The sequence below is a fragment of the Collinsella sp. BM28 genome, from assembly GCF_054551995.1.
This window is the reverse complement of record NZ_JBTOLJ010000001.1, coordinates 331,432-349,407: the sequence shown is the minus strand read 5'-3', so window position 1 is coordinate 349,407 and position 17,976 is coordinate 331,432. Positions and strand designations below refer to the sequence as shown.

17 protein-coding genes are annotated in these 17,976 nt (G+C 64.0%); 6 read left to right on the top strand and 11 right to left on the bottom strand.

Annotated elements, in window-relative coordinates:
• Position 1 precedes the first annotated feature (1 nt).
• The 4 genes from ACX9NZ_RS01490 to ACX9NZ_RS01475 all read left to right on the top strand — a co-directional run bounded on the left by ACX9NZ_RS01490 (position 2) and on the right by ACX9NZ_RS01475 (position 1,404).
• The gene (locus ACX9NZ_RS01490; RefSeq protein ID WP_294159223.1) at positions 2-124 is read left to right on the top strand and encodes a hypothetical protein; all 123 of its coding nucleotides are present in this window, start codon (positions 2-4) and stop codon (positions 122-124) included.
• Between the two features lie 32 nt (positions 125-156).
• Positions 157-450, top strand: coding sequence for a DUF2975 domain-containing protein (locus tag ACX9NZ_RS01485; protein WP_330005407.1), 294 nt, complete (start codon positions 157-159; stop codon positions 448-450).
• Positions 451-452: 2 nt separating this feature from the next.
• Positions 453-698: a helix-turn-helix domain-containing protein gene (locus ACX9NZ_RS01480; RefSeq protein WP_294159219.1), complete on the top strand. Its 246-nt coding sequence runs from the start codon at positions 453-455 to the stop codon at positions 696-698.
• A gap of 379 nt (positions 699-1,077) precedes the next feature.
• Entirely contained in the window at positions 1,078-1,404 is a 327-nt protein-coding gene (locus ACX9NZ_RS01475) for a hypothetical protein (protein WP_147352838.1), read from the top strand.
• Positions 1,405-1,654: 250 nt separating this feature from the next.
• On the opposite strand, the gene ACX9NZ_RS01470 is transcribed toward ACX9NZ_RS01475, so the two are convergent.
• Positions 1,655-4,426, bottom strand: coding sequence for a phosphoenolpyruvate carboxylase (locus ACX9NZ_RS01470; RefSeq protein WP_407496828.1), 2,772 nt, complete (start codon positions 4,424-4,426; stop codon positions 1,655-1,657).
• A gap of 306 nt (positions 4,427-4,732) precedes the next feature.
• Entirely contained in the window at positions 4,733-6,043 is a 1,311-nt protein-coding gene (gene hisS / locus ACX9NZ_RS01465; protein ID WP_118653499.1) for a histidine--tRNA ligase, read from the bottom strand.
• Between the two features lie 287 nt (positions 6,044-6,330).
• On the opposite strand from hisS, the gene ACX9NZ_RS01460 reads away from it, so the two are divergent.
• Positions 6,331-7,407: a threonine aldolase family protein gene (locus ACX9NZ_RS01460; protein WP_302741319.1), complete on the top strand. Its 1,077-nt coding sequence runs from the start codon at positions 6,331-6,333 to the stop codon at positions 7,405-7,407.
• A 72-nt stretch (positions 7,408-7,479) separates the two neighbouring features.
• On the opposite strand, the gene ACX9NZ_RS01455 is transcribed toward ACX9NZ_RS01460, so the two are convergent.
• On the bottom strand, positions 7,480-8,742 hold the full coding sequence (locus tag ACX9NZ_RS01455; RefSeq protein WP_302741317.1) for a DMT family transporter: 1,263 nt from the start codon (positions 8,740-8,742) through the stop codon (positions 7,480-7,482).
• A 301-nt stretch (positions 8,743-9,043) separates the two neighbouring features.
• Positions 9,044-9,631, bottom strand: a complete 588-nt coding sequence (locus ACX9NZ_RS01450; RefSeq protein WP_233546111.1) for a GNAT family N-acetyltransferase — start codon at positions 9,629-9,631, stop codon at positions 9,044-9,046.
• A gap of 438 nt (positions 9,632-10,069) precedes the next feature.
• Here ACX9NZ_RS01450 and ACX9NZ_RS01445 point away from each other — a divergent pair, with 438 nt between their 5' ends.
• A complete protein-coding gene (locus tag ACX9NZ_RS01445) occupies positions 10,070-10,291 on the top strand; it encodes a hypothetical protein (protein WP_118653495.1) in 222 nt (73 codons plus the stop codon).
• Here the strand turns inward: ACX9NZ_RS01445 and gatB are convergent.
• The 7 genes from gatB to ACX9NZ_RS01410 form a co-directional block, all read right to left on the bottom strand.
• Positions 10,288-11,967, bottom strand: a complete 1,680-nt coding sequence (gene gatB, locus ACX9NZ_RS01440; protein WP_118653494.1) for an Asp-tRNA(Asn)/Glu-tRNA(Gln) amidotransferase subunit GatB — start codon at positions 11,965-11,967, stop codon at positions 10,288-10,290. The genes ACX9NZ_RS01445 and gatB overlap by 4 nt on opposite strands.
• Positions 11,964-13,478 (bottom strand): Asp-tRNA(Asn)/Glu-tRNA(Gln) amidotransferase subunit GatA, encoded by a 1,515-nt coding sequence (gene gatA / locus ACX9NZ_RS01435; RefSeq protein WP_407496818.1) that lies wholly within the window; start codon positions 13,476-13,478, stop codon positions 11,964-11,966. Before gatA ends, gatB begins: the two co-directional genes overlap by 4 nt.
• Entirely contained in the window at positions 13,478-13,786 is a 309-nt protein-coding gene (gatC, locus tag ACX9NZ_RS01430; RefSeq protein ID WP_118653492.1) for an Asp-tRNA(Asn)/Glu-tRNA(Gln) amidotransferase subunit GatC, read from the bottom strand. The genes gatA and gatC overlap by 1 nt, the downstream gene beginning before the upstream one ends.
• A 124-nt stretch (positions 13,787-13,910) precedes the next feature.
• The gene (locus ACX9NZ_RS01425; protein ID WP_118653491.1) at positions 13,911-14,162 is read right to left on the bottom strand and encodes an HPr family phosphocarrier protein; all 252 of its coding nucleotides are present in this window, start codon (positions 14,160-14,162) and stop codon (positions 13,911-13,913) included.
• Positions 14,163-14,302: 140 nt separating this feature from the next.
• On the bottom strand, positions 14,303-14,839 hold the full coding sequence (locus tag ACX9NZ_RS01420) for a PTS sugar transporter subunit IIA (RefSeq protein ID WP_118653490.1): 537 nt from the start codon (positions 14,837-14,839) through the stop codon (positions 14,303-14,305).
• A gap of 59 nt (positions 14,840-14,898) precedes the next feature.
• On the bottom strand, positions 14,899-16,353 hold the full coding sequence (locus tag ACX9NZ_RS01415) for a glycoside hydrolase family 1 protein (RefSeq protein WP_407496815.1): 1,455 nt from the start codon (positions 16,351-16,353) through the stop codon (positions 14,899-14,901).
• Positions 16,354-16,464: 111 nt separating this feature from the next.
• On the bottom strand, positions 16,465-17,904 hold the full coding sequence (locus ACX9NZ_RS01410; protein WP_407496813.1) for a PTS transporter subunit EIIC: 1,440 nt from the start codon (positions 17,902-17,904) through the stop codon (positions 16,465-16,467).
• Positions 17,905-17,976 lie beyond the last annotated feature (72 nt).

Below are 17,976 nucleotides of genomic sequence, written 5' to 3'. Positions count from 1 at the left end.
CGTGGACATCGACCGAGAGGGCGGACGCATCGAGGTCGTCTTGGGCTTGGACAAGCACGGCAATCCCAAGCACCGCACGTTCCTGTTCCCCAGCGCCTTTGACCAGGGATTGCTGGCGCTGTAAGGCAAAATGGTGCAATTGGGGTACGTCCCCAATTGCACCATTCCTACATTTGGCGCGTGTTCACGCTCGTCGGCGATAATGGGGGATTCGAACGCAGGGCAGCCGGACTCCTCTCACGGGCGACGCTCTGGTACGGAGCCGCCGCGACCGCGTGGCTCGCATGCGCCCTCCTGTGGATTCCACTTGCCGCCGCGGCCCCCTACTCGCTCATCGTTGCCCTGTCGCTCCTCATGGGAAGCCTTTGCCTGAGTGCCATCGCATTCGCGCTCGTCCACCTCACCATGCGTGCGACCGAGCTCAAAGACGATGCAGATCTGACGGTGTAGCCATGGGAATTCGGATTAACCTCGACGTGGAGCTCGCGAGGCACAAGATGAAGCTCGGCGAACTGTCCGAGCGCGTGGGTATCAGCACCACCAATCTCTCCATCCTCAAGACCGGTAAGGCCCGGGCCATCCGTTTCAGCACGCTCGAAGCCATATGCCGGGAGTTCAACTGCCAGCCAGGTGACATTCTGGAATACGTGCCGGAGCATGACGGGGATTTCCATTCCCGTGGCGCCGATGCGCGCTGATCTCGCGGCGCTCGTCGCAGGCGGGGCGGCTCTTGCGCTGCACGCCTCCGTGCCGAGCACCCTCGATGCGCCCCTCCTCATTGGACCGGTCGCAATCGCGTCATGCAGAAGCCTCGCCATATTCCTGGTGGCGCTCACATGCCCCACGCTGGTGCTCGCCTCGCGTTTGTATCGGAAGCACCGGCGAGACGACGCCGAACCGACATCCCGGGATCGGCACCCGGGTCGCTTCACGCAACACACGGGTCATTTCGTACGGAGCCTCGACCACTCCGCGCGGTGCATGGACCGCTTCATACGCCCCCGAGGTCGTTTCGCACGAGACGCGAGCCGTGCCGCACGTTGCCCCGGCCATCTCATGCGACACCTGAGTCGCATCATGCTCACATGCGCCCTATGCGCATCCGTCTGGACGATATTCGCCGAAGGGCTTCTGCTATCTCTGAAAATTACCCACGTCCTCAATCCGCCAAGCCCGGCAGGCGACCGCGTTGTCGCCGTCCATTACAACTTTTTGCTCTATGGGGAAACGACCGCATACGTCGTGCCGGGCGGGGTGGGATTCGGTGAATACTACGCGGCATTCGGGTGCGATGACGGCGTCGACCCCGTCGCGCGAGATGACTACGCGCTGGCATGGCACGGAAACCAACCCGAGCTGCTGGTCACCGGCACTGCTGCCGATCCCGTGTGGCGCATAGACTAACCGGGTTTCGTCATCAGCTTCCGCCCTTGGCCGGGATTGCCTATGGGCAGCATAGGCAATGTCAATCCGTAGGTCCGGCGCGCGGCGTTGTGCGGCTCTTACAGGTCCGGCACGTGGCGGGGTCCGGCTCCTGCGGGCGCGGCACGCGTCGAGGTCGGTGCCTGCTGACGCCACGTACCGCCGCGAACAAAAAAACGCCCCCGCAGGCAAAGCAACCTGCGGGGGCGCTGTGGGAGCATCGTACTCCGGATTACCCCGTGTTCTGCAGGCCGGCGGAGACGCCGGTCACGGTCTCCAGCACGAGGCTCATGTACTCGGCCTTGGCTTCCTCGGACAGCTCGTCCTGGTTGGCGCGGACCTCACGCAGCGCACGGACCTGCGCCAACGAAAGGGCATCCACAAACGGGTTGCGCACACGCACCGCCTGGCCGAGCACGCGGCGGTGCTCCAGCGGCCACGCGTCGCCCACAATGCGCAGCACCCACGAGCGCGTGAGCATCATCTCATCAAACACCTTCGCGGCAAGATCATCGCGGTCGCCCAGCGCCAGGTACATCTTAGCGATGCGGTTGTCGGTCTTGGCGATCGACATCTCGATGTTGTCGATGAACGTGCTGAACAGCGGCCACTCGCGGTATGCGCGCTGCAGCAACTCCAGATCGCCCAGCTCCTCGCACGCGGTACCCAGGCCGTACCACGCGGCCAGGTTGATGCGTGCCTGGCTCCACGAGAACACCCACGGGATGGTACGCAGGTCGTCAAGCGACTTGGCGCCCAGGCCACGCTTGGCCGGACGGCTGCCGATGGGCAGCAGGCCGACCTCGGTAAGCGGGGTGACGGTCGAGAACCACGGGGTGAAATCCTCGGCGTTAAGCAGGTCGAGGTAGCGCTTGTGGCTCGCACGGTTGAGCACAGAGGCCATGTCGGCATACCGCTCGGTGGTCTCGGTGTTGGTGCGCTCCACAGAGGGCGCAGAGTTAAGCAGGGTCGCCGCCGCGACGCTCTCCACATGGCGCTGTGCCAGCGTGGAATTGCCATAGCGCGCGAAGATGACCTCGCCCTGCTCCGTGACCTTGAAGAAGCAGTTCACCGAGCCGGCGGGCTGGGCCAGCACCGCGCGGTTGGCAGGACCACCGCCACGGCCCACGGCACCACCGCGGCCGTGCATGAGCACGAGGTCGATGTCGTTTTTCTCCGCCCACGCGGCGATGCGCTCCTGTGCGGAGTGCAGGGCGAGCGTGGCGGTGGTGGGGCCGGCGTCCTTGGAGGAATCGGAGTATCCAAGCATGACCTCCATGCGGCGACCGGTCTGCGCCAGGCGCGCCTGAACGGCGGGGAGCTTGAGCATCTCCTCGAGCACGTCCACGCAGCCCTCGAGATCCTCCAGCTGCTCGAACAGCGGGATCACGTCGAGCATCGGCACGTCCTCGGCATGCGCGAAGGCGAGCTGCGCGAGCTCGTAGACGTCGGCCACATGCTGGGCGCTCTTGGTGAACGAGATGATGTAGCGGCGCGCCATCTTGGTGCCATAGCGTTTCTGGATGGAGCCGATGGCGCGGAACGTGTCGAGCACCTCGCGCGTCATGGGGGCGAGCTCGCCGTGGATGCCGTGCTCGCGAATGTCGGCGAGCGCACGGGTGTGCACCACGGAGTGCTGACGGAATTCCATTTCCACCATGTGGAAGCCGAAGGTCTCGGTCTGCCAGATGAGGGTCTGGACCGGTCCGTATGCGGCGCGAACGGCGCCGGCCTCGGCGAGCGAACGCTGGACCACACGCAGGTCGGCGAGGAAATCGTCGCAGGTGCGGTACATCGTGTCGGCATTGCGGGCCACGGTGGCGTCCAGGCGCGCTGCCATCACGAGCATCACGGCACGATGGGGCTCGGAGTTGGAGATCTCGCTGGCACGCTCGGTAAGGACCTCGCTCATCTCCACCTGATGGCTCCACAGGTTGAGCAGCTCATCGGACGGCTTGGTGTATGCGGCCTCGAGCGTGAGGTTGCGGCCCACGCGGCGGCACTTGTCGGCGAGCTTGGCGATCATGTGCGTGGCGTACTTCGCGGCAACCTGACGGCTCACCTTGGCGGTGACGTTGGGGTTGCCGTCACGATCGGAGCCGATCCAGCTGCCAGGGTGGAAGAACGCCGGGCACACGGGCGGAACCGTGCCGGCATACTCGCCCAAAACCCAGTCGTCAAAACGGCGGTACACCACGGGGATGGTATCGAACAGCGTGCTGTCGAAGATGTCGATGATGGTGTCGGCTTCCTCGACGGGCGTGGGCTTCTTGAGGGCAATGGGGCTCGTGCGCACGAGCGCATCGATCTCCTGGAGCATGTGGCGCTCGTTCTCAACGAGGTCGGAGCCGCCCAGGCGCCCACGTTCCTCGAGCAGGCCGGCGATGCGGCGGATCTTACCCTCAACGGCCTTGCGGCGCGCCTCGGTAGGATGCGCGGTGAAAACCGGATGGAACTCCAGGCGAGAGAGCAGCTCGGTTGCTTTGGCTCCGCCCACCTCATCGGTGAGCTGATGGAACGCCACGGTGAGGGCGTTCGCCGGGTCGACGGCGTCCTCGGTGGAGACGCTGCGCTCACGCTCGCGCAGGATACCCACGCGATAGCTCTCCTCGGAGAGGTTCGCCAGGTGGAAAAACGCCGTGAAGGCGCGTACGATGACCTGAGCTTGGTCGATGGGCAGTGCGTCGATGAGGGAGACGGCGTCGCGGAAGGCGCGGGCGGAGGGCGTCTCCCCCGCGGGCATGCCCTGCTCGTCAACATCCTCGCCATCGGCCTCGGCACCGGGATCGCCGGCGTTCGCGCGAATGACGCTCACCATGAGCTCATCGAATACATCGAGCACTTGAGCGTCGTACTCGCGCAGGATGCGGCGCTCGAGGCGCAGGAACAGCGCCAGGTTGTCGCGGAGCTCGGCGGGGATGTCGATGTCGGACAGAACCTCGACCGCCGCCTCAAGGTCGGTCAGGTCGATACGACGGGTGCCCGACATGACATCAGCGATCATGTCGCCGGTGAGCGCTTCGCTCAGGCGCTGGCCAGCTTGCGTATTCTCTGCCACACTACCTCCTTCATTGCTTAGCACGAGGCGCATAAACCTCGCAGACCGCATTATTATAGGCAGGCTCTCCCGTATCTACCACATACTTTAGTGAAGTGGAGTACATCTCCTACGTTTCAACAAATTATCGGTAGACGGCTCGCGCACTTCGGCGGGCGGCATGAGCTTCTCGGCGGGCAGCGCAGCCGCCCCAAACGGAAAGGGCGGCGGGACACTTGTTCCCACCGCCCTGGGTTTCCATCGTCGAATGCGCTACAGAGCTGCAATGATTTCAGCGGCCCCAACGCGATCGATTAAACGTTCCTCATGCGTTGCCATGTTGCGCAGCTTGACCTTGCCCGCGGCGAGCTCGTCGCCGCCGATGATCACGATGTGGGACGCGCCCAACTTATCCGCCAGCTTGAACTGGGCCTTAAGCGACTTGCCCTGGTAGTCGCACTCGGTGCGGACGCCACGGGCGCGTAGATCGAGTGCCAACGCGAACACCTCGTCGCGAAGGTCGGCACCGGCATTCGCCACGAAGACGCAGCCCTCATCGTCGCATGCCATCTCCTTGCCGAACGCCTCAAGGGCGAGCATGGCGCGCTCAAAGCCCACGGCGAATCCGACACCCGGCGTGGGCTTACCGCCCTCAAGCTCGACCAACCCATCGTAACGGCCACCGCCGCCGATGGAGCCCACGCCCGCACCCGGCGCCTCGACCTCAAAAACCGTGCGGGTGTAGTAGTCCAGGCCGCGCACGAGGGTCGGATCCTCAACATACTCGATGCCCGCCGCGTCGAGATGGCGCTTGACCTGCTCGTAATGCTCGCGGCAATCGTCGCACAGGTTGTCGCCCATAAGCGGGGCACCCTTCATGACCTCGCGACAGTGCTCGTTTTTGCAGTCGAAGGCGCGCAGCGGGTTGATCTCGGCGCGCTCGCGGCACTCATCGCACATCTCGTCGGCATGGTCGAGGATGAACTGGCGCACGGTCTCGCGATACGCGGGACGACACGCCGGGTCGCCCATGGAGTTGATGAGCAGGCGGAGCTTGGAGAGGTCGAAGCCCAGGCGCTCGTAAAAGCGCATGAGCATGATGATGCACTCGGCATCGGCGGCGGCGTCGGGAGCGCCCAGCCACTCAATGCCCACCTGGTGGAACTGACGCAGGCGGCCCTTCTGCGGGCGCTCGCCGCGGAACATCGCCTCCGCGTACCACGCCTTGAACGGAGCGGAGCCCTGGGGAACCAGGTTGTTCTCCACCACGGCGCGCACCACGCCGGCCGTGCCCTCGGGACGAAGCGCCAGGCGCTGCTTGGCCTTGAGCTTGGCGTCGGTACCCTCGGTGAGGACGCGCTCGAAATTCGCGCCGGAGAAAACGCGGAACATCTCCTTGCGCACCACGTCGGTGGATTGGCCGATGCCGTGGACGAATACGTCGAGCTGCTCGATCGCCGGAGTCTCGATGGGCTCGAACCCAAACGGGCCGAACACCTCCGCCGCGACTTCCTGCATCTTGAGCCAAGAGCGCATCTCGCGCCCGATGAGGTCCTTGGTGCCTTCGGCCTTCTGTGCCTGCATATGGTTTCTCCTTCGCGTGCGCCCACGAGCGCCGATGCGCTCCCGGGTGGTGCCGGAATTGGTGAATTCAATCAAGACAGTATACCTGCAAACAAAAGGAACCGCCCGTAAAGAGCGGCTCCGAAATACCATAGGCGGACGAGCGAGGCGGACGTCCCCGCCCATCGTAACGGTACCCCACCATGCAACGAACCTTGGCGAAGCCAAGCGGAAGCGCGTACCATTGAGGCATACTCGATCGTCCGCAGGCCCCTGACTGTCAGGGCATATTCAAAATGGAGCCGACCATGCACCAATTCCGCAACGACTATTCCGAGGGCGCTTGCCCCGAGGTCCTCGAGGCGCTCATTCAAACCAATGCCGAGCAAACGCCCGGTTACGGCACCGACGAACATTGCGAGCGAGCCGCCGCGCTGCTGCGCGAGGTTTGCGGGCAGCCCGACGCCTACGTTCGCTTTATCCCCGGCGGCACCGCGGCGAATGCCGTCTGCATCTCCGCGTTCACCGACGACTTCGAGGGACCGATTCTCGCCGCCGACGCGCATCCCACCGCGCACGAGACTGGTGCCATCGAGGCCTGCGGCCGCCGCATCCTCGCCACAGCCGACGCCTTCGGCGTGCTCGCCCCCGCTGAGGTCGAGCGCGTGTACCACGCGTCCATCGCCGGCGGCTGCCATACCACGCGCCCCGCGATGCTCTACTTCTCCAACACCAGCGAGCTCGGGCACGTCTACACGCGCGCCGAGTTCGATTCGCTGTGCGATGTCGCCGAGAAGCTCGACCTCGCCGTGTACGTGGACGGTGCCCGCATGGCGAGCGCGCTGACCGCCGCGGACGGCGACCTCACGCTCGAGCACCTCGCTTCGCGCGCCGATGCCTTCACGCTCGGTGGTACCAAAGCGGGCATGCTGTTCGGCGAAGCCCTCGTAGTGAGCCCGCGCACCGCACGTGGGCGACGCGCAATCGAGCGCATCCCCTACCTCACCAAACGCAGCGGGCACATGACCGCCAAGGGCCGCCTCATGGGCATCCAGTATGAGGCAGTGTTTGACCCCGAGCTCCGCGACGCCGAGGGGCTTCTCCCCTACTTTACCCACGCCAAACGCTCAAACGAATGCGCCGTCATGCTCGCCAATGGCCTCGAGGCCGCCGGTTACGAGCCATATGTGCGTACAACCGGCAACCAGCAGTTCTTCTGGTTCGATTCCGATACGGCCGTCCGCATCGTCGAAGCCAGCGGTGCCGAAGTCACGCCCGCCAAGGACCCCACGGGGCGCGACCGAGTCGTCCTGCGCTTTGTGACGAGCTGGGCCTGCCAGCCCGAGCACGTCGAGGAGCTTTTGGGGTTCATCTCCGCCCTCTAGCGCACCGATGGGCCACGGACCGGAACCATACACCGCTCATAGAAAAGCGCCCTGTGACGGGCGCCTTTCCTTTTATCGTTTGGGAAACCATTTCCGCAAGAAGCTGAAGTGCGTCTCGGACAGCACAATCGACAGGAAGATCAGCGCGAATCCGAAGATCAACTTGCCGGTGAGGACCTCGCCCGCCATGAGGACGGAGAAGAGCACACCCGAGGGGCTCTCGAGCGAAAGAAGTAGCGAGCCGGTCGCCGGCGGCACGTGCGAAAGCGCCTGATTCTGCAGGAGCAGGCCGATAGTGGTGCACACTACGGCGAGAAACACAAGCTGACCGATGATCTCGGGCGTCCACTGCTCGGCAGGAACGCGCGGCTCGACCGCGATGGTCGCGATAAGCGAGAACGTGCCCACGAATAGGAACATCCACGAGGTGAGGACGCTCACGTCGCGCGTGCGGCCGATGTGGCCCACCACCGCCATGTCCACAGCGAAAAAGACTGCACCCACCAACGTCATGAGGTCGCCTATCTGGATGCTGAAGTTGTCGAGTGCAACAAAGCCCACGCCCACTAGGCACAATAGCGCCGAACCGATATGCCACTTGGTGACGCGCTCGCGGAACAGCACAAGCGCGATGAAGGGTACCAGGATGCAGTACGTGCCGGTGAGGAAGGCGTTCTTGCCGGGTGTCGTGTCCACCAAGCCGAGGGTCTGCGCGGCATACGCCGACCAGATGACGCAGCCCATGAGCACGCCGAACCCCAGGTACTCGCGGTTGAAGTGCGCCTTAATACGCTTATGGAAGACAACGAACATGATGGCAGCCGACAGAAGGAAGCGGCACGCAAGCAGCATGAACGTAGGCACGGTGTCGAGCACCGTCTTCATGGTGAGAAACGAATAACCCCAAACCAAGGCCATGGCGACGAGCATGAACTTCCAGAACAGCGGTGACCGTGCGCCGGCGCCACGAAGTTTGCCGGGCGCTCGGTCCTCTGACGGTACGGGAACGGGATCCTTGCTCGCAAAGGGATCACCGAGCTCAGTGCCGGTGGTGGCTTTGCGGCCCCCGGCCAGCACAGACTTTGCGGCAACCTTGGTCTGCCCGGCCTCTTCGGCGGCATTTGCCTGTCCGACCTCGGTCCTGTCCAGTTCCTCCTTGATCATGGCCTTCAATTGAGCCCACGCCTCGCTTTCCCCCTCGTATCGCACACCGGACCTGCAGGCGCAGGAATACTTCCGGGTGCCCCCTTTGCATGCACGTTTCATGGCGCGTACGTCCCCTATGGTGCAGACGGTATTGATGTCATCCGCACACTCGCGATCGTCGCTGGCCATTCAGGCTTCCTCGCGCACCCGAGCGTGGTGTCCGCGCCACCCGGGCGCCGCTCGGCATCACTTGTTCATCGTGTCGGCCCCCCGACGCGAAAACCTTACCATAGGGCCAACATGCAGCCAACGCACCACGCTAAAGCGCATGCTCAGCAAAAGCAAAATGTCGCATGGCGTGCGCGCCGTGCTTGCAATGCCTCAGCCTCAAGCAAATACCCGGCCGGCCTTTGGCAATCCGGAGTACACTGGGCGCATCAACTACAACAGGCACCCCGGGCACACCAGGCGCACCGGGCGCACTGGTGCGCTAGACACGCTGCTGCGCTTCAACCTGCAGAAACGGTGTCACGGGCGGCTGGTCGGGGCGGTGCTCCCCCAACATCTTCTCCATCCAGACCATGCTGTACCATCGACCGCCCTTATAGCCGCACCGCTCGAACTCGCCCACCAAACGGTATCCCAAATGGGCGTGGAACTGCTCGCTGTTGCGGGTGAGGGTCTCGTCGTCTGCACCGCATGGGACCGCAATGCACGCGTACATGTTCAGGATGCCCTGCACCTTGAGGGCTCGCGCCAATGCGTCGTGCAACGCACGGCCAATACCGCGCCCTGAGTAGCCCTGCGCCACGTAAATGGAGGTCTCGACCGCCCAGTCGTACGCGGGCCTTCCTTTGAACGTGCTTGCGTAGGCATACCCCACCGGACGACCGTCCAGCTCCGCTACCAGATAGGGAAAGAACGCGAGGGTCGCGCGCATGCGCTCGGCGAACTCCTCCGCAGTCGGCGGCTCGTACTCAAACGTGATGGCCGTCTCCAGCACATAGGGCGCGTATATCGCCGCAAGCGCCGGAGCGTCCGCCTCGGTGGCCAATCGAATGACAAGCTGATCGCTCATGGTGTCTCCCATCTTTAAGCAGTCAACCCCTTCTCGAAGGGCTGCGTCAACACTGGACAGCGTCGAACAGCATCATAATGACATGCGCCCATCTCGCCCGAGGCTTAATGATCATTTTGCAAAAACCGAGTTTGCGCACTCCTACATCGAGCGCAGATGAGCTCACACAATCGCCCCGGGCAAGGCTCCTCGAACTCGCCATCTCACTATGGCATAATCGCTTACCACCAGCTCCGAATTATCGACTCAAGGTTTTCCGAATGTTTCGTTATTGATGTTCCGAATTATCCGTTCGTGATTTTCCGAATCTTGAAACGAATATCACGGGCTCGGGAGCTGCTTGCCCATCGGCATTCTCTTCGCGCGCAGGCCTCTTGTTGTGCGGGGTCACGCTTCCACACCAAAGAACTCTCGGGTCGCGGCGATGAATTCGACGAGGTGCGGCGCAATCCCCTCATCGAGGTCGTCTCGCCCGCGCAGATGGCCATGGTCAACTTCCGGTACAGCCCCGAGGGCATGGATGAGACCGCGAGGGACGCCCTCAACGCGCGCATCTGCGCCCCGCACCCGGAGGCGACCGAGCACGACATGTGGGAGACGGTGCGCCGCCTCACCGCGATCTGCCGCGAGGAGATCGAGGCGGGCGGCACGTCGAGTTAGCTCAGCGCCTGGCGCAGGAGCTCGTTGAAGAGCTTGGGGTTGCCCGTGCCGCGACTGGCCTTCATGCACTGGCCCACCAAAAAGCCGATGACCTTCTGGTTGCCGTCGCGGTACTGCTGCGCCTGGTCGGAGCAGGCGGCGAGGACCTCGTCCACGATCGGCTGGAGCGCCGACGTGTCGCTCACCTGGCGCATGCCGCGCTCGTCCACGATCTTGGCCGGGTCGTCGCCGCTTTCGGCCATCGCCTCGAAGACCTCGTGAGCTTGGTTGCTCGAGATCGCGTCCTCGGCGAGCAGCTTCGCCAGGGACGCCACCTGCGCGGGCGCGATACCGCTGGCGGCGAGCGCCACACCGACGCCCTTGAGGTAGGCAGCCAGCTCGTTCACGACGAGGTTGGCGACCGTCTGCGCCGCCTTGCCGGAAAGACCCGCCGCTGCCGCCTCGAAGAATTCGGCCGTCTCCGGGTCGCCCGCCAGCTGTTCGGCGTCGGCGCGCTTGATGCCAAAGTCCGCCTCGAAGCGATCGCGCTTGGCGTCGGGCAGCTCGGGCAGCTCGGCGCGGCAATGCTCGATGAACTCGTCAGAAAGGTCGAACGGCGCCAGATCCGGGTCGGGGAACAGGCGGTAGTCGTCGGCCGTCTCCTTCACGCGCATCACCACGGTGCGCTTGCGACTGGGCTCCCAGTGGCGCGTCTCCTGGTAGATGGTGCCGCCCTCTTCCAAGACCTCGGCTTGGCGGCAGATCTCGTATGCAAGGCCGTCGTGCAGCGCCTTGAAGGAGTTGAGGTTCTTGAGCTCGGTCTTGGTGCCCAGGCCCGTCTCGCCGCGACGGCGGATGGAGACGTTGCCGTCGCAGCGCATGGAGCCCTTCTCCATCGAGCAATCGGAAATGCCGATGGTGAGGAAGATGCGGCGGAGCTTCTCCATGAACAGGCGTGCCTCTTCGGGAGTGCGCAGGTCGGGCTCGGTCACGAGCTCGATGAGGGGCGTACCGCAGCGGTTGTAGTCGATGAGGCTCTCTGCCGCGCCGCCAATGCGACCCTCCTCGCCGCCCACATGGACCATCTTGGCGGCGTCCTCCTCCATGTGGATGCGCAGGATGCGGATGGGCACGGTATAGGAGCCGTCCTCATGGCGCTCAGCCACCGCGAGATCGGCCGTGTCGTAGGCGGCCATGCCGGCGAGCGCGCCCCCCGCCCGCTCGGGAAGCCCCTCGGCCATCTGGCGCGACAGCCCCTCGGCGTTCGCGCTGGCACTCGCCAGGCTCGCGGCCTCTCCATCGCCGAACGCACACAAGGGGCGCTCCGCGGCCCCGCGACCCGTCACCTCGAGATTCAGCTTGCCGTGCATGCAAAACGCGACCGGGCCCTGCGTGGTCTGGAAGTTCTTGGCCATGTCGGGATAGAAATAGTGCTTGCGATAGAACATCGAGTGCTTTTGGATCTCGCAGTTGGTGGCGAGACCCGCCTTGACGATGCTCTCGATGGCCCGGCGGTTGGGCACCGGCAAAGCACCCGGCATGCCCAGACACACCGGGCATACGTTGGTGTTGGGCGCGTCGTCGTGGCTGAGCTTGCAGCCGCAGAACATTTTGGTGTCGAGCGCGGTCAGCTCGGTATGGATCTCCAGACCGATGACGGCCTCCCAGTCCTTAAGGACCTCGGTTAGCTCCCTCATGCGAGCTCGCCTCCCTTCCCGGCGAAATCAGGTGCCACAACGCACCCCGGCACACCGGCGGCCTGTGCGTGGCCGCGCTCCACGGCGCGCGCGAACGTGAGCAGACGGCGGTCGTCGAATGCGCGACCCACCAACTGCACGGCAACCGGCAAGCCTGAATCCGCGCCCACACCGCACGGCACGGTGATGCCGCCGTTGCCCGCGATGTTGATGGAGATGGTGAACATGTCCGAGAGGTACATCTGCGTGGGGTCCGACAGCTCGCCGAACTTGAACGCCGTGGTGGGGCTCGCCGGCATGAGGATCACGTCCACCTGCTCGTAGGCGCGCGCGTAGTCCTCGGTGATGAGCGAGCGGGCCTTTTGCGCCGCGTAGTAATACTTGTCATACACGCCGGACGACAGCAAATAGGCACCGAGCATCTGACGGCGCTTGGCCTCCGCGCCAAAACCATGGGCACGGCTCTTGGAGCTCTGCTCGGCCAAATTGGTGCAACCGGCCTCCTGATAACCGTAACGAACGCCGTCAAAACGAGCGAGGTTGGAGAACGCCTCGGCGGGACCGATCACGTAATACGCGGCGATGGCGGCATCGAGGTGTGGCAGGTCGACCTCGACCAGCTTGGCACCTTGGGCCTCGAGCGTACGCAAAGCGCCCTCAACGGCGGCCTTGACCTCGGGGGCCAGCCCTTCTGCTTCCATGAACGCCGGGATAACGCCCACGCGCAGGCCGGCGATGTCGTCATCGATGTGCGCGGCGAACCCGCCCTCGGCCTCCTGGCTCGTACCGTCGAACGGGTCGCGCCCGCCCGCCGTGAGCGCGTCGAGCGCGAGCGCGACGTCCTCGACCGTACGGCCGAACGGACCCACCTGGTCGAGCGAGGATCCAAAGGCCACCACGCCGTAACGCGACACCACGCCGTACGTGGGCTTCATGCCAACCACGCCGCACAGGGCGGCGGGCTGGCGAATCGATCCGCCGGTATCGGAGCCCAAGGCGAGCGCGGTCATGCCCGCAGCGACCGCAGCGGCAGAACCACCGGAGGATCCGCCGGGGACGCGCTCGAGGTCCCACGGGTTATTCGTACGATGGAAGGCGGAGGACTCCGTTGAGGAACCGAACGCGAACTCATCCATATTCGCCTTGCCCACAGGCAGGCAACCCGCATCGAGCATGCGGCGCACGCACGTCGCGGTGTACGGGGACTCGTAATTCTCGAGCACGCGCGACGCGCAGGTGGTGCGCGTGCCTGCCAGATTCATGTTGTCTTTGATTGCCAGCGGCACGCCGGCGAGCGGCGGCAGAGACTCGCCGGCCGCACGTGCGACGTCGATGCGAGCGGCCGCCTCGAGGGCGAGCTCGGGAGTCACCTGCAAAAAGGCCTGGACATCGGCCTCACGCGTTTCGATTGCGGAGAGGGCGGCGCGAGCGACTTCCGTTGCCGTGAACTTGCCTGCGGCGACACCGGCGGCAATCTGAGCGGCGGTGAGTGTATCGAGCGAAATACCCATTATCGATCGCCCCCGCCCAAAATCGAGGGAACGCGGAACTGCCCATCGCGCGCGGCGCCGGCGTTCGCCAGGGCGTCCTCGGTCGCAAGTGCGCGATCCGCGTCCACGGCGTCGGAACGCATCACGTTCGACAAATCGCCGATGGGATGGAACGTAGGCTCCACATCCTCGGCGGCGTATTGGAGAATCGGCTCGAGCATCTCGACCGCGTCGTTGAGGTACGCGGTCATCTCCGTGAGCTCCGACTCATCGAGCGCGATGGTCGCGTATTCCGCGATCCCGCGCACGTCATCCTCAGTGAGTGCCATGTGGCGCCCCTTTCGATGGTGAACATGCAATTGTTCCATTATAGACACGGCGGGGCACTCCACCTTTATGGAGTGCCCCATATACACGAGATTGAAACGGCGTTCGCCGCATGCGCCGCGTGAGCTAGAACGTGAACACCTCGCGGAGCGCGGCGGCGCAAGCCTCCTCGTCTGGCCCCTCAACACGCACCGCAAGCTCGTCACCACGGCGGGCGCACAACCCCATCAGCCCCATGAGGTCGCGCGCAGAGGTCGACGCGCCCCGACATGTCACGGTCACGGAGCTCTCCCATGGGTGAACGGCGGACGCCACAAGCGCCACAGGCCGGGCATGCAACCCCTCGGCATCGGAGATGACGTGCGAAAACTCGATCATGGCACCCGCTCTCTTCCATGCCGGCGGCCGGGCGGACGACGGAGCGAACAACAAAAGCGCCGGGCGGCATGCTCACCACCCGGCGCCCTCTTTCATGTGGCGACGCAAGCACCTCACGGACATGCGCCTCGTGCGGCAACTTACTTGCGAACGACCTTGACCACGGCGGCACCGGCGGCGACGGACGCCTCGGGCTCGACGGTCATCTCGACTGCCTCGAACTCGGCACTGTTGGAAACGGCGAGCACCACACAGTCCTTGTAGCCAGCCTCGGCGATGACGGCACGGTCCATCTTGAGCACGGGCTGGCCGGCAACGACCTGGTCGCCCTGGCCAACGTAGCCGGTAAAGCCCTTGCCCTGCAGGTTGACGGTGTCGACACCCACGTGCACGAGGACCTCGATGCCGGAATCGGACATGATGCCAACGGCGTGACCCATGGTGACGGTGACCTTGCCGGAAACCGGGGCGTAGACGATATCGCCCTCAGGCCACACGGCGCAGCCCTTGCCGAGAACCTCACCGGAGAACACCGGGTCGGGCACATCGACCATCTTGATGGCCTTGCCGGAAACCGGCGCGCAAAGCACGTCGGCACCTGCCTGGGCGTCAATGGCGGCGGGAGCTGCCGGAGCAGCGGGGGCTTCCTTCTTCTTGAATATGTCGAACAGGCCCATGAGATTCTCCTTGTTGTTCCGTGCGTGCGCTCGACAGCGCTCATGCAATGTAACTTATTTTACGCCAAATCCTCGCCGTTGCTGGCGATGACCTTCTTGTACCAATGGAACGAGTCCTTGCGGCTGCGCGCAAGCGTGCCGTTGCCGTCATTGTCCTTGTCGACGTAAATGAAGCCGTAGCGCTTCTTCATCTCACCGGTCGAGGCGGACACAAGGTCAATGCAGCCCCACATGGTGTAACCCATGAGATCGACGCCGTCCGCGATGGCCTCGTCCATCTGCTCGATGTGGCGGCGCAGGTAGTCGATGCGATACGGGTCGTGAATGGAGCCGTCCGCCTCGACCTCGTCCACGGCTCCCAGCCCGTTCTCCACGATCATAAGAGGAATCTGGTAGCGGTCGTAGACCTCCTCCAGGTAATACTTGAGGCCCTCGGGGTCGATCGCCCAGCCCCAGTCGCTCTTCTCGAGGTACGGGTTGCCGGCGCCGCCGAAGATATTGCCGCCCTCGCTTGCCTTGGGGTCGGCGGAGGCGGTGGCGCTCATGTAATAACTGAAGGAGTAGAAGTCCACGGTGCCCGCCTTGAGCGTGGCGGCGTCCTCATCGCTTACCTCAATCTTCACGCCCTCGCGCTTCCACAGGGACGGCGCCCACGAGGGGTACGCGCCGCGCACCTGGACGTCGCCGCAGTAAAAGTTGTGCTCGCGCTGCTCGCGCTGGGCCTTCAGGACATCTGCGGGGTTGCAGGTGCGCGGATAGGTGGCGTTGCCGGCGATCATGCAGCCCACCTTGTTCTCAGGGTCGATCTCATGCGCCATGACCACGCACTTCGCGCTCGCCAGGAACTGGTTGTGCAGGGCGTCGAAACGCACCTGCGGGTCGTCCCAGTCGCATGCGCCGAAGGTCATGGGCACGTCCTCGAGCCCCTCGGGCACCATGCCGCCGCCCATCACGCCGCCAAATACGCCCATGAGCAGGCAGTTGATCTCGTTGAAGGTGAGCCAGTACTTCACCAGGCCGCGGTACTCGGTCATGACGGTGCGGGCGTAATTGAGGTAGAACTCGATGAGCGCGGGGTTCTTCCACCCGCCATAATTCTTGGAAAGGCCGTAGGGCAGCTCGTAGTGCGACAGCGTCACCATGGGCTCGATGCCCTGCTCGCGGCAGGCCTCGAATACCCGACGGTAAAACTCCACACCCGCCTGATTGGGCTCCGCCTCATCGCCCATGGGGAAGATGCGGCTCCAGTTGATGGACATGCGGTAGCACTTGAAGCCCATTTCGCCGAAGAGCTTGATGTCATCGAGGTAGTGATGGTACATGTCAACGGCCTCGTGGCTGGGGTAATGACGCCCGGGCAGGATGCCGTCGGTGATGTGGCGCGGCTCGCTCACCGTACCGCCGGTCATGATGTCCGGCACGCCGAGGCCCTTGCCGCCCTCGTTGTAACCGCCCTCGCACTGGTTGGCGGCGGTAGCGCCACCCCAGAGGAAGCCTTTCGGGAAGTTCGCCATGATGATCTCCTTTCGCATGGGCCCGGCGCGCCCGGGATGAGCCGAACGCGCCGGGCTGTTATTCGCCATTCGCTATACGGTACGTGCAGACGCACAGCCGGGAGCGGACGCCTACTTGGCGGCCTCCGGCTTATAGGTCGCGTACTCGATCACGAAGCCCACGGCGGCACCGGCGAGGGAGGCGACGATCGCCCAGACCATGTGCATGATGCCCACGGTGCTCGCAGGGTCGGTCGGGAGGAAGGACAGCCAGTTGAAGACACCCAGACCACCGGAGATGTACACCATGGCACCCGTGAGGCCGATGATGAGACCGCCCACGGCGGAGCCGATGCTCGCAACCACGAAGGCCTTCTTGTCGGGAAGGGCGACGCCGTAGATGGCGGGCTCGGTCACGCCGAAGAAGAAGGAGGAAATGATGGCGGGCAGGCAGATGCCGCGGAAGTTCTCGTCCTTGTTCTTGAGATACATGGCAAAGAGCACGGCGCCCAAGGAGAAGGAGTGGGCGATCACGGCACCAAGAATGTAGTCATAACCCAGCGTGGTGAGGTTCACGAGCGCGATGGGCACGAGGCTCCAGTGGAATCCGAAGATCACGAGACACATCCAGAACGCGCCGACGATGGTGCAGCCGAGCACGGAGCCGATAACGGGCAGGCCAAACAGGGCGGAGAAGATCAGGGACAGAAGGTTGGTGATCAGCGTGGCGATGGGGCCGATGACCAAATAGCCGAGCACAATCGAGGCGGTCATGGTGACGAGGGGCGTGAAGAACATCTTGACGGACGCGGGCATCCACTTCTTGCACCAGTGCTCCACGGTGGAGCCGAACCAGATCATGAGGATGATCGGAATAACCGAACTCGTATAACCGGAGGCGGGCATGATGATAGGGATGCCCAGGAACGTGGCGTACCAAGAGAAGGTTCCAGCGAAGCCGAGATCGATGCTGCCCACGACCTCGCCGCCGGTAAGGGCGACCATCGTGGGATACACGAGCGCAAGGCCGATTGCCATGCCCGTGAACTCGTTCATCCTGAACTTCTTGGAGGCGGTGTACGCCAAAATGACCGGCAGGAAATAGAACATGCCGTCGGCGATGGTGTACAGAATGGTGTAAGCGCCATCGTTGGCGAACTCAGGGACGAACTGAGTGATGGCGGCAAGGATGCCCTTCATGATACCGGCGGCCGCGAAGGTGCCGAGCATGGGGGCGAAGATACCCGAGATGAGGTCAATGGCCTTGACGGCAATTCCCTTGGGTGCGTCGTCCTCGGCGTCGATCTCCCCGCCCGCGACAAGACCGCCCACAGCGACGACGGCATCGTATACGTCCTCAACCTTATTGCCCACCACGACCTGGTACTGGCCGTTGGCCTGCATGACCTTGATTACGCCCTCGAGCTTCTCGATGGCCTCGGTGTTAGCCTTGCCCTCGTCCTTGAGCTTGAAGCGCACGCGGGTGATGCAATGCGCGACGCTGTTGACGTTCTCCTTGCCGCCCACATTCTCAAGAATGGCGCGCGCGAGGTCGTCGTACTTTCCTGCCATGTCTCAGTCCTTTCTCTCCAAAGAATCTGATCAAACCTATTTGTCCATCGCCTGGCCGGGCCCTGGCATGTG

What these genes read in the sequence shown, in the direction of transcription:
- ACX9NZ_RS01480 (WP_294159219.1), top strand. Translation starts at nt 453, where the DNA reads ATGGGAATTCGGATTAACCTCGACGTGGAGCTCGCGAGGCACAAGATG.
- ACX9NZ_RS01475 (WP_147352838.1), top strand. Translation starts at nt 1,078, where the DNA reads ATGCTCACATGCGCCCTATGCGCATCCGTCTGGACGATATTCGCCGAA.
- ACX9NZ_RS01470 (WP_407496828.1), bottom strand. Translation starts at nt 4,426, where the DNA reads ATGATCGCTGATGTCATGTCGGGCACCCGTCGTATCGACCTGACCGAC.
- hisS (WP_118653499.1), bottom strand. Translation starts at nt 6,043, where the DNA reads ATGCAGGCACAGAAGGCCGAAGGCACCAAGGACCTCATCGGGCGCGAG.
- ACX9NZ_RS01460 (WP_302741319.1), top strand. Translation starts at nt 6,331, where the DNA reads ATGCACCAATTCCGCAACGACTATTCCGAGGGCGCTTGCCCCGAGGTC.
- ACX9NZ_RS01455 (WP_302741317.1), bottom strand. Translation starts at nt 8,742, where the DNA reads ATGGCCAGCGACGATCGCGAGTGTGCGGATGACATCAATACCGTCTGC.
- ACX9NZ_RS01450 (WP_233546111.1), bottom strand. Translation starts at nt 9,631, where the DNA reads ATGAGCGATCAGCTTGTCATTCGATTGGCCACCGAGGCGGACGCTCCG.
- gatB (WP_118653494.1), bottom strand. Translation starts at nt 11,967, where the DNA reads ATGAGGGAGCTAACCGAGGTCCTTAAGGACTGGGAGGCCGTCATCGGT.
- gatA (WP_407496818.1), bottom strand. Translation starts at nt 13,478, where the DNA reads ATGGGTATTTCGCTCGATACACTCACCGCCGCTCAGATTGCCGCCGGT.
- gatC (WP_118653492.1), bottom strand. Translation starts at nt 13,786, where the DNA reads ATGGCACTCACTGAGGATGACGTGCGCGGGATCGCGGAATACGCGACC.
- ACX9NZ_RS01425 (WP_118653491.1), bottom strand. Translation starts at nt 14,162, where the DNA reads ATGATCGAGTTTTCGCACGTCATCTCCGATGCCGAGGGGTTGCATGCC.
- ACX9NZ_RS01420 (WP_118653490.1), bottom strand. Translation starts at nt 14,839, where the DNA reads ATGGGCCTGTTCGACATATTCAAGAAGAAGGAAGCCCCCGCTGCTCCG.
- ACX9NZ_RS01415 (WP_407496815.1), bottom strand. Translation starts at nt 16,353, where the DNA reads ATGGCGAACTTCCCGAAAGGCTTCCTCTGGGGTGGCGCTACCGCCGCC.
- ACX9NZ_RS01410 (WP_407496813.1), bottom strand. Translation starts at nt 17,904, where the DNA reads ATGGCAGGAAAGTACGACGACCTCGCGCGCGCCATTCTTGAGAATGTG.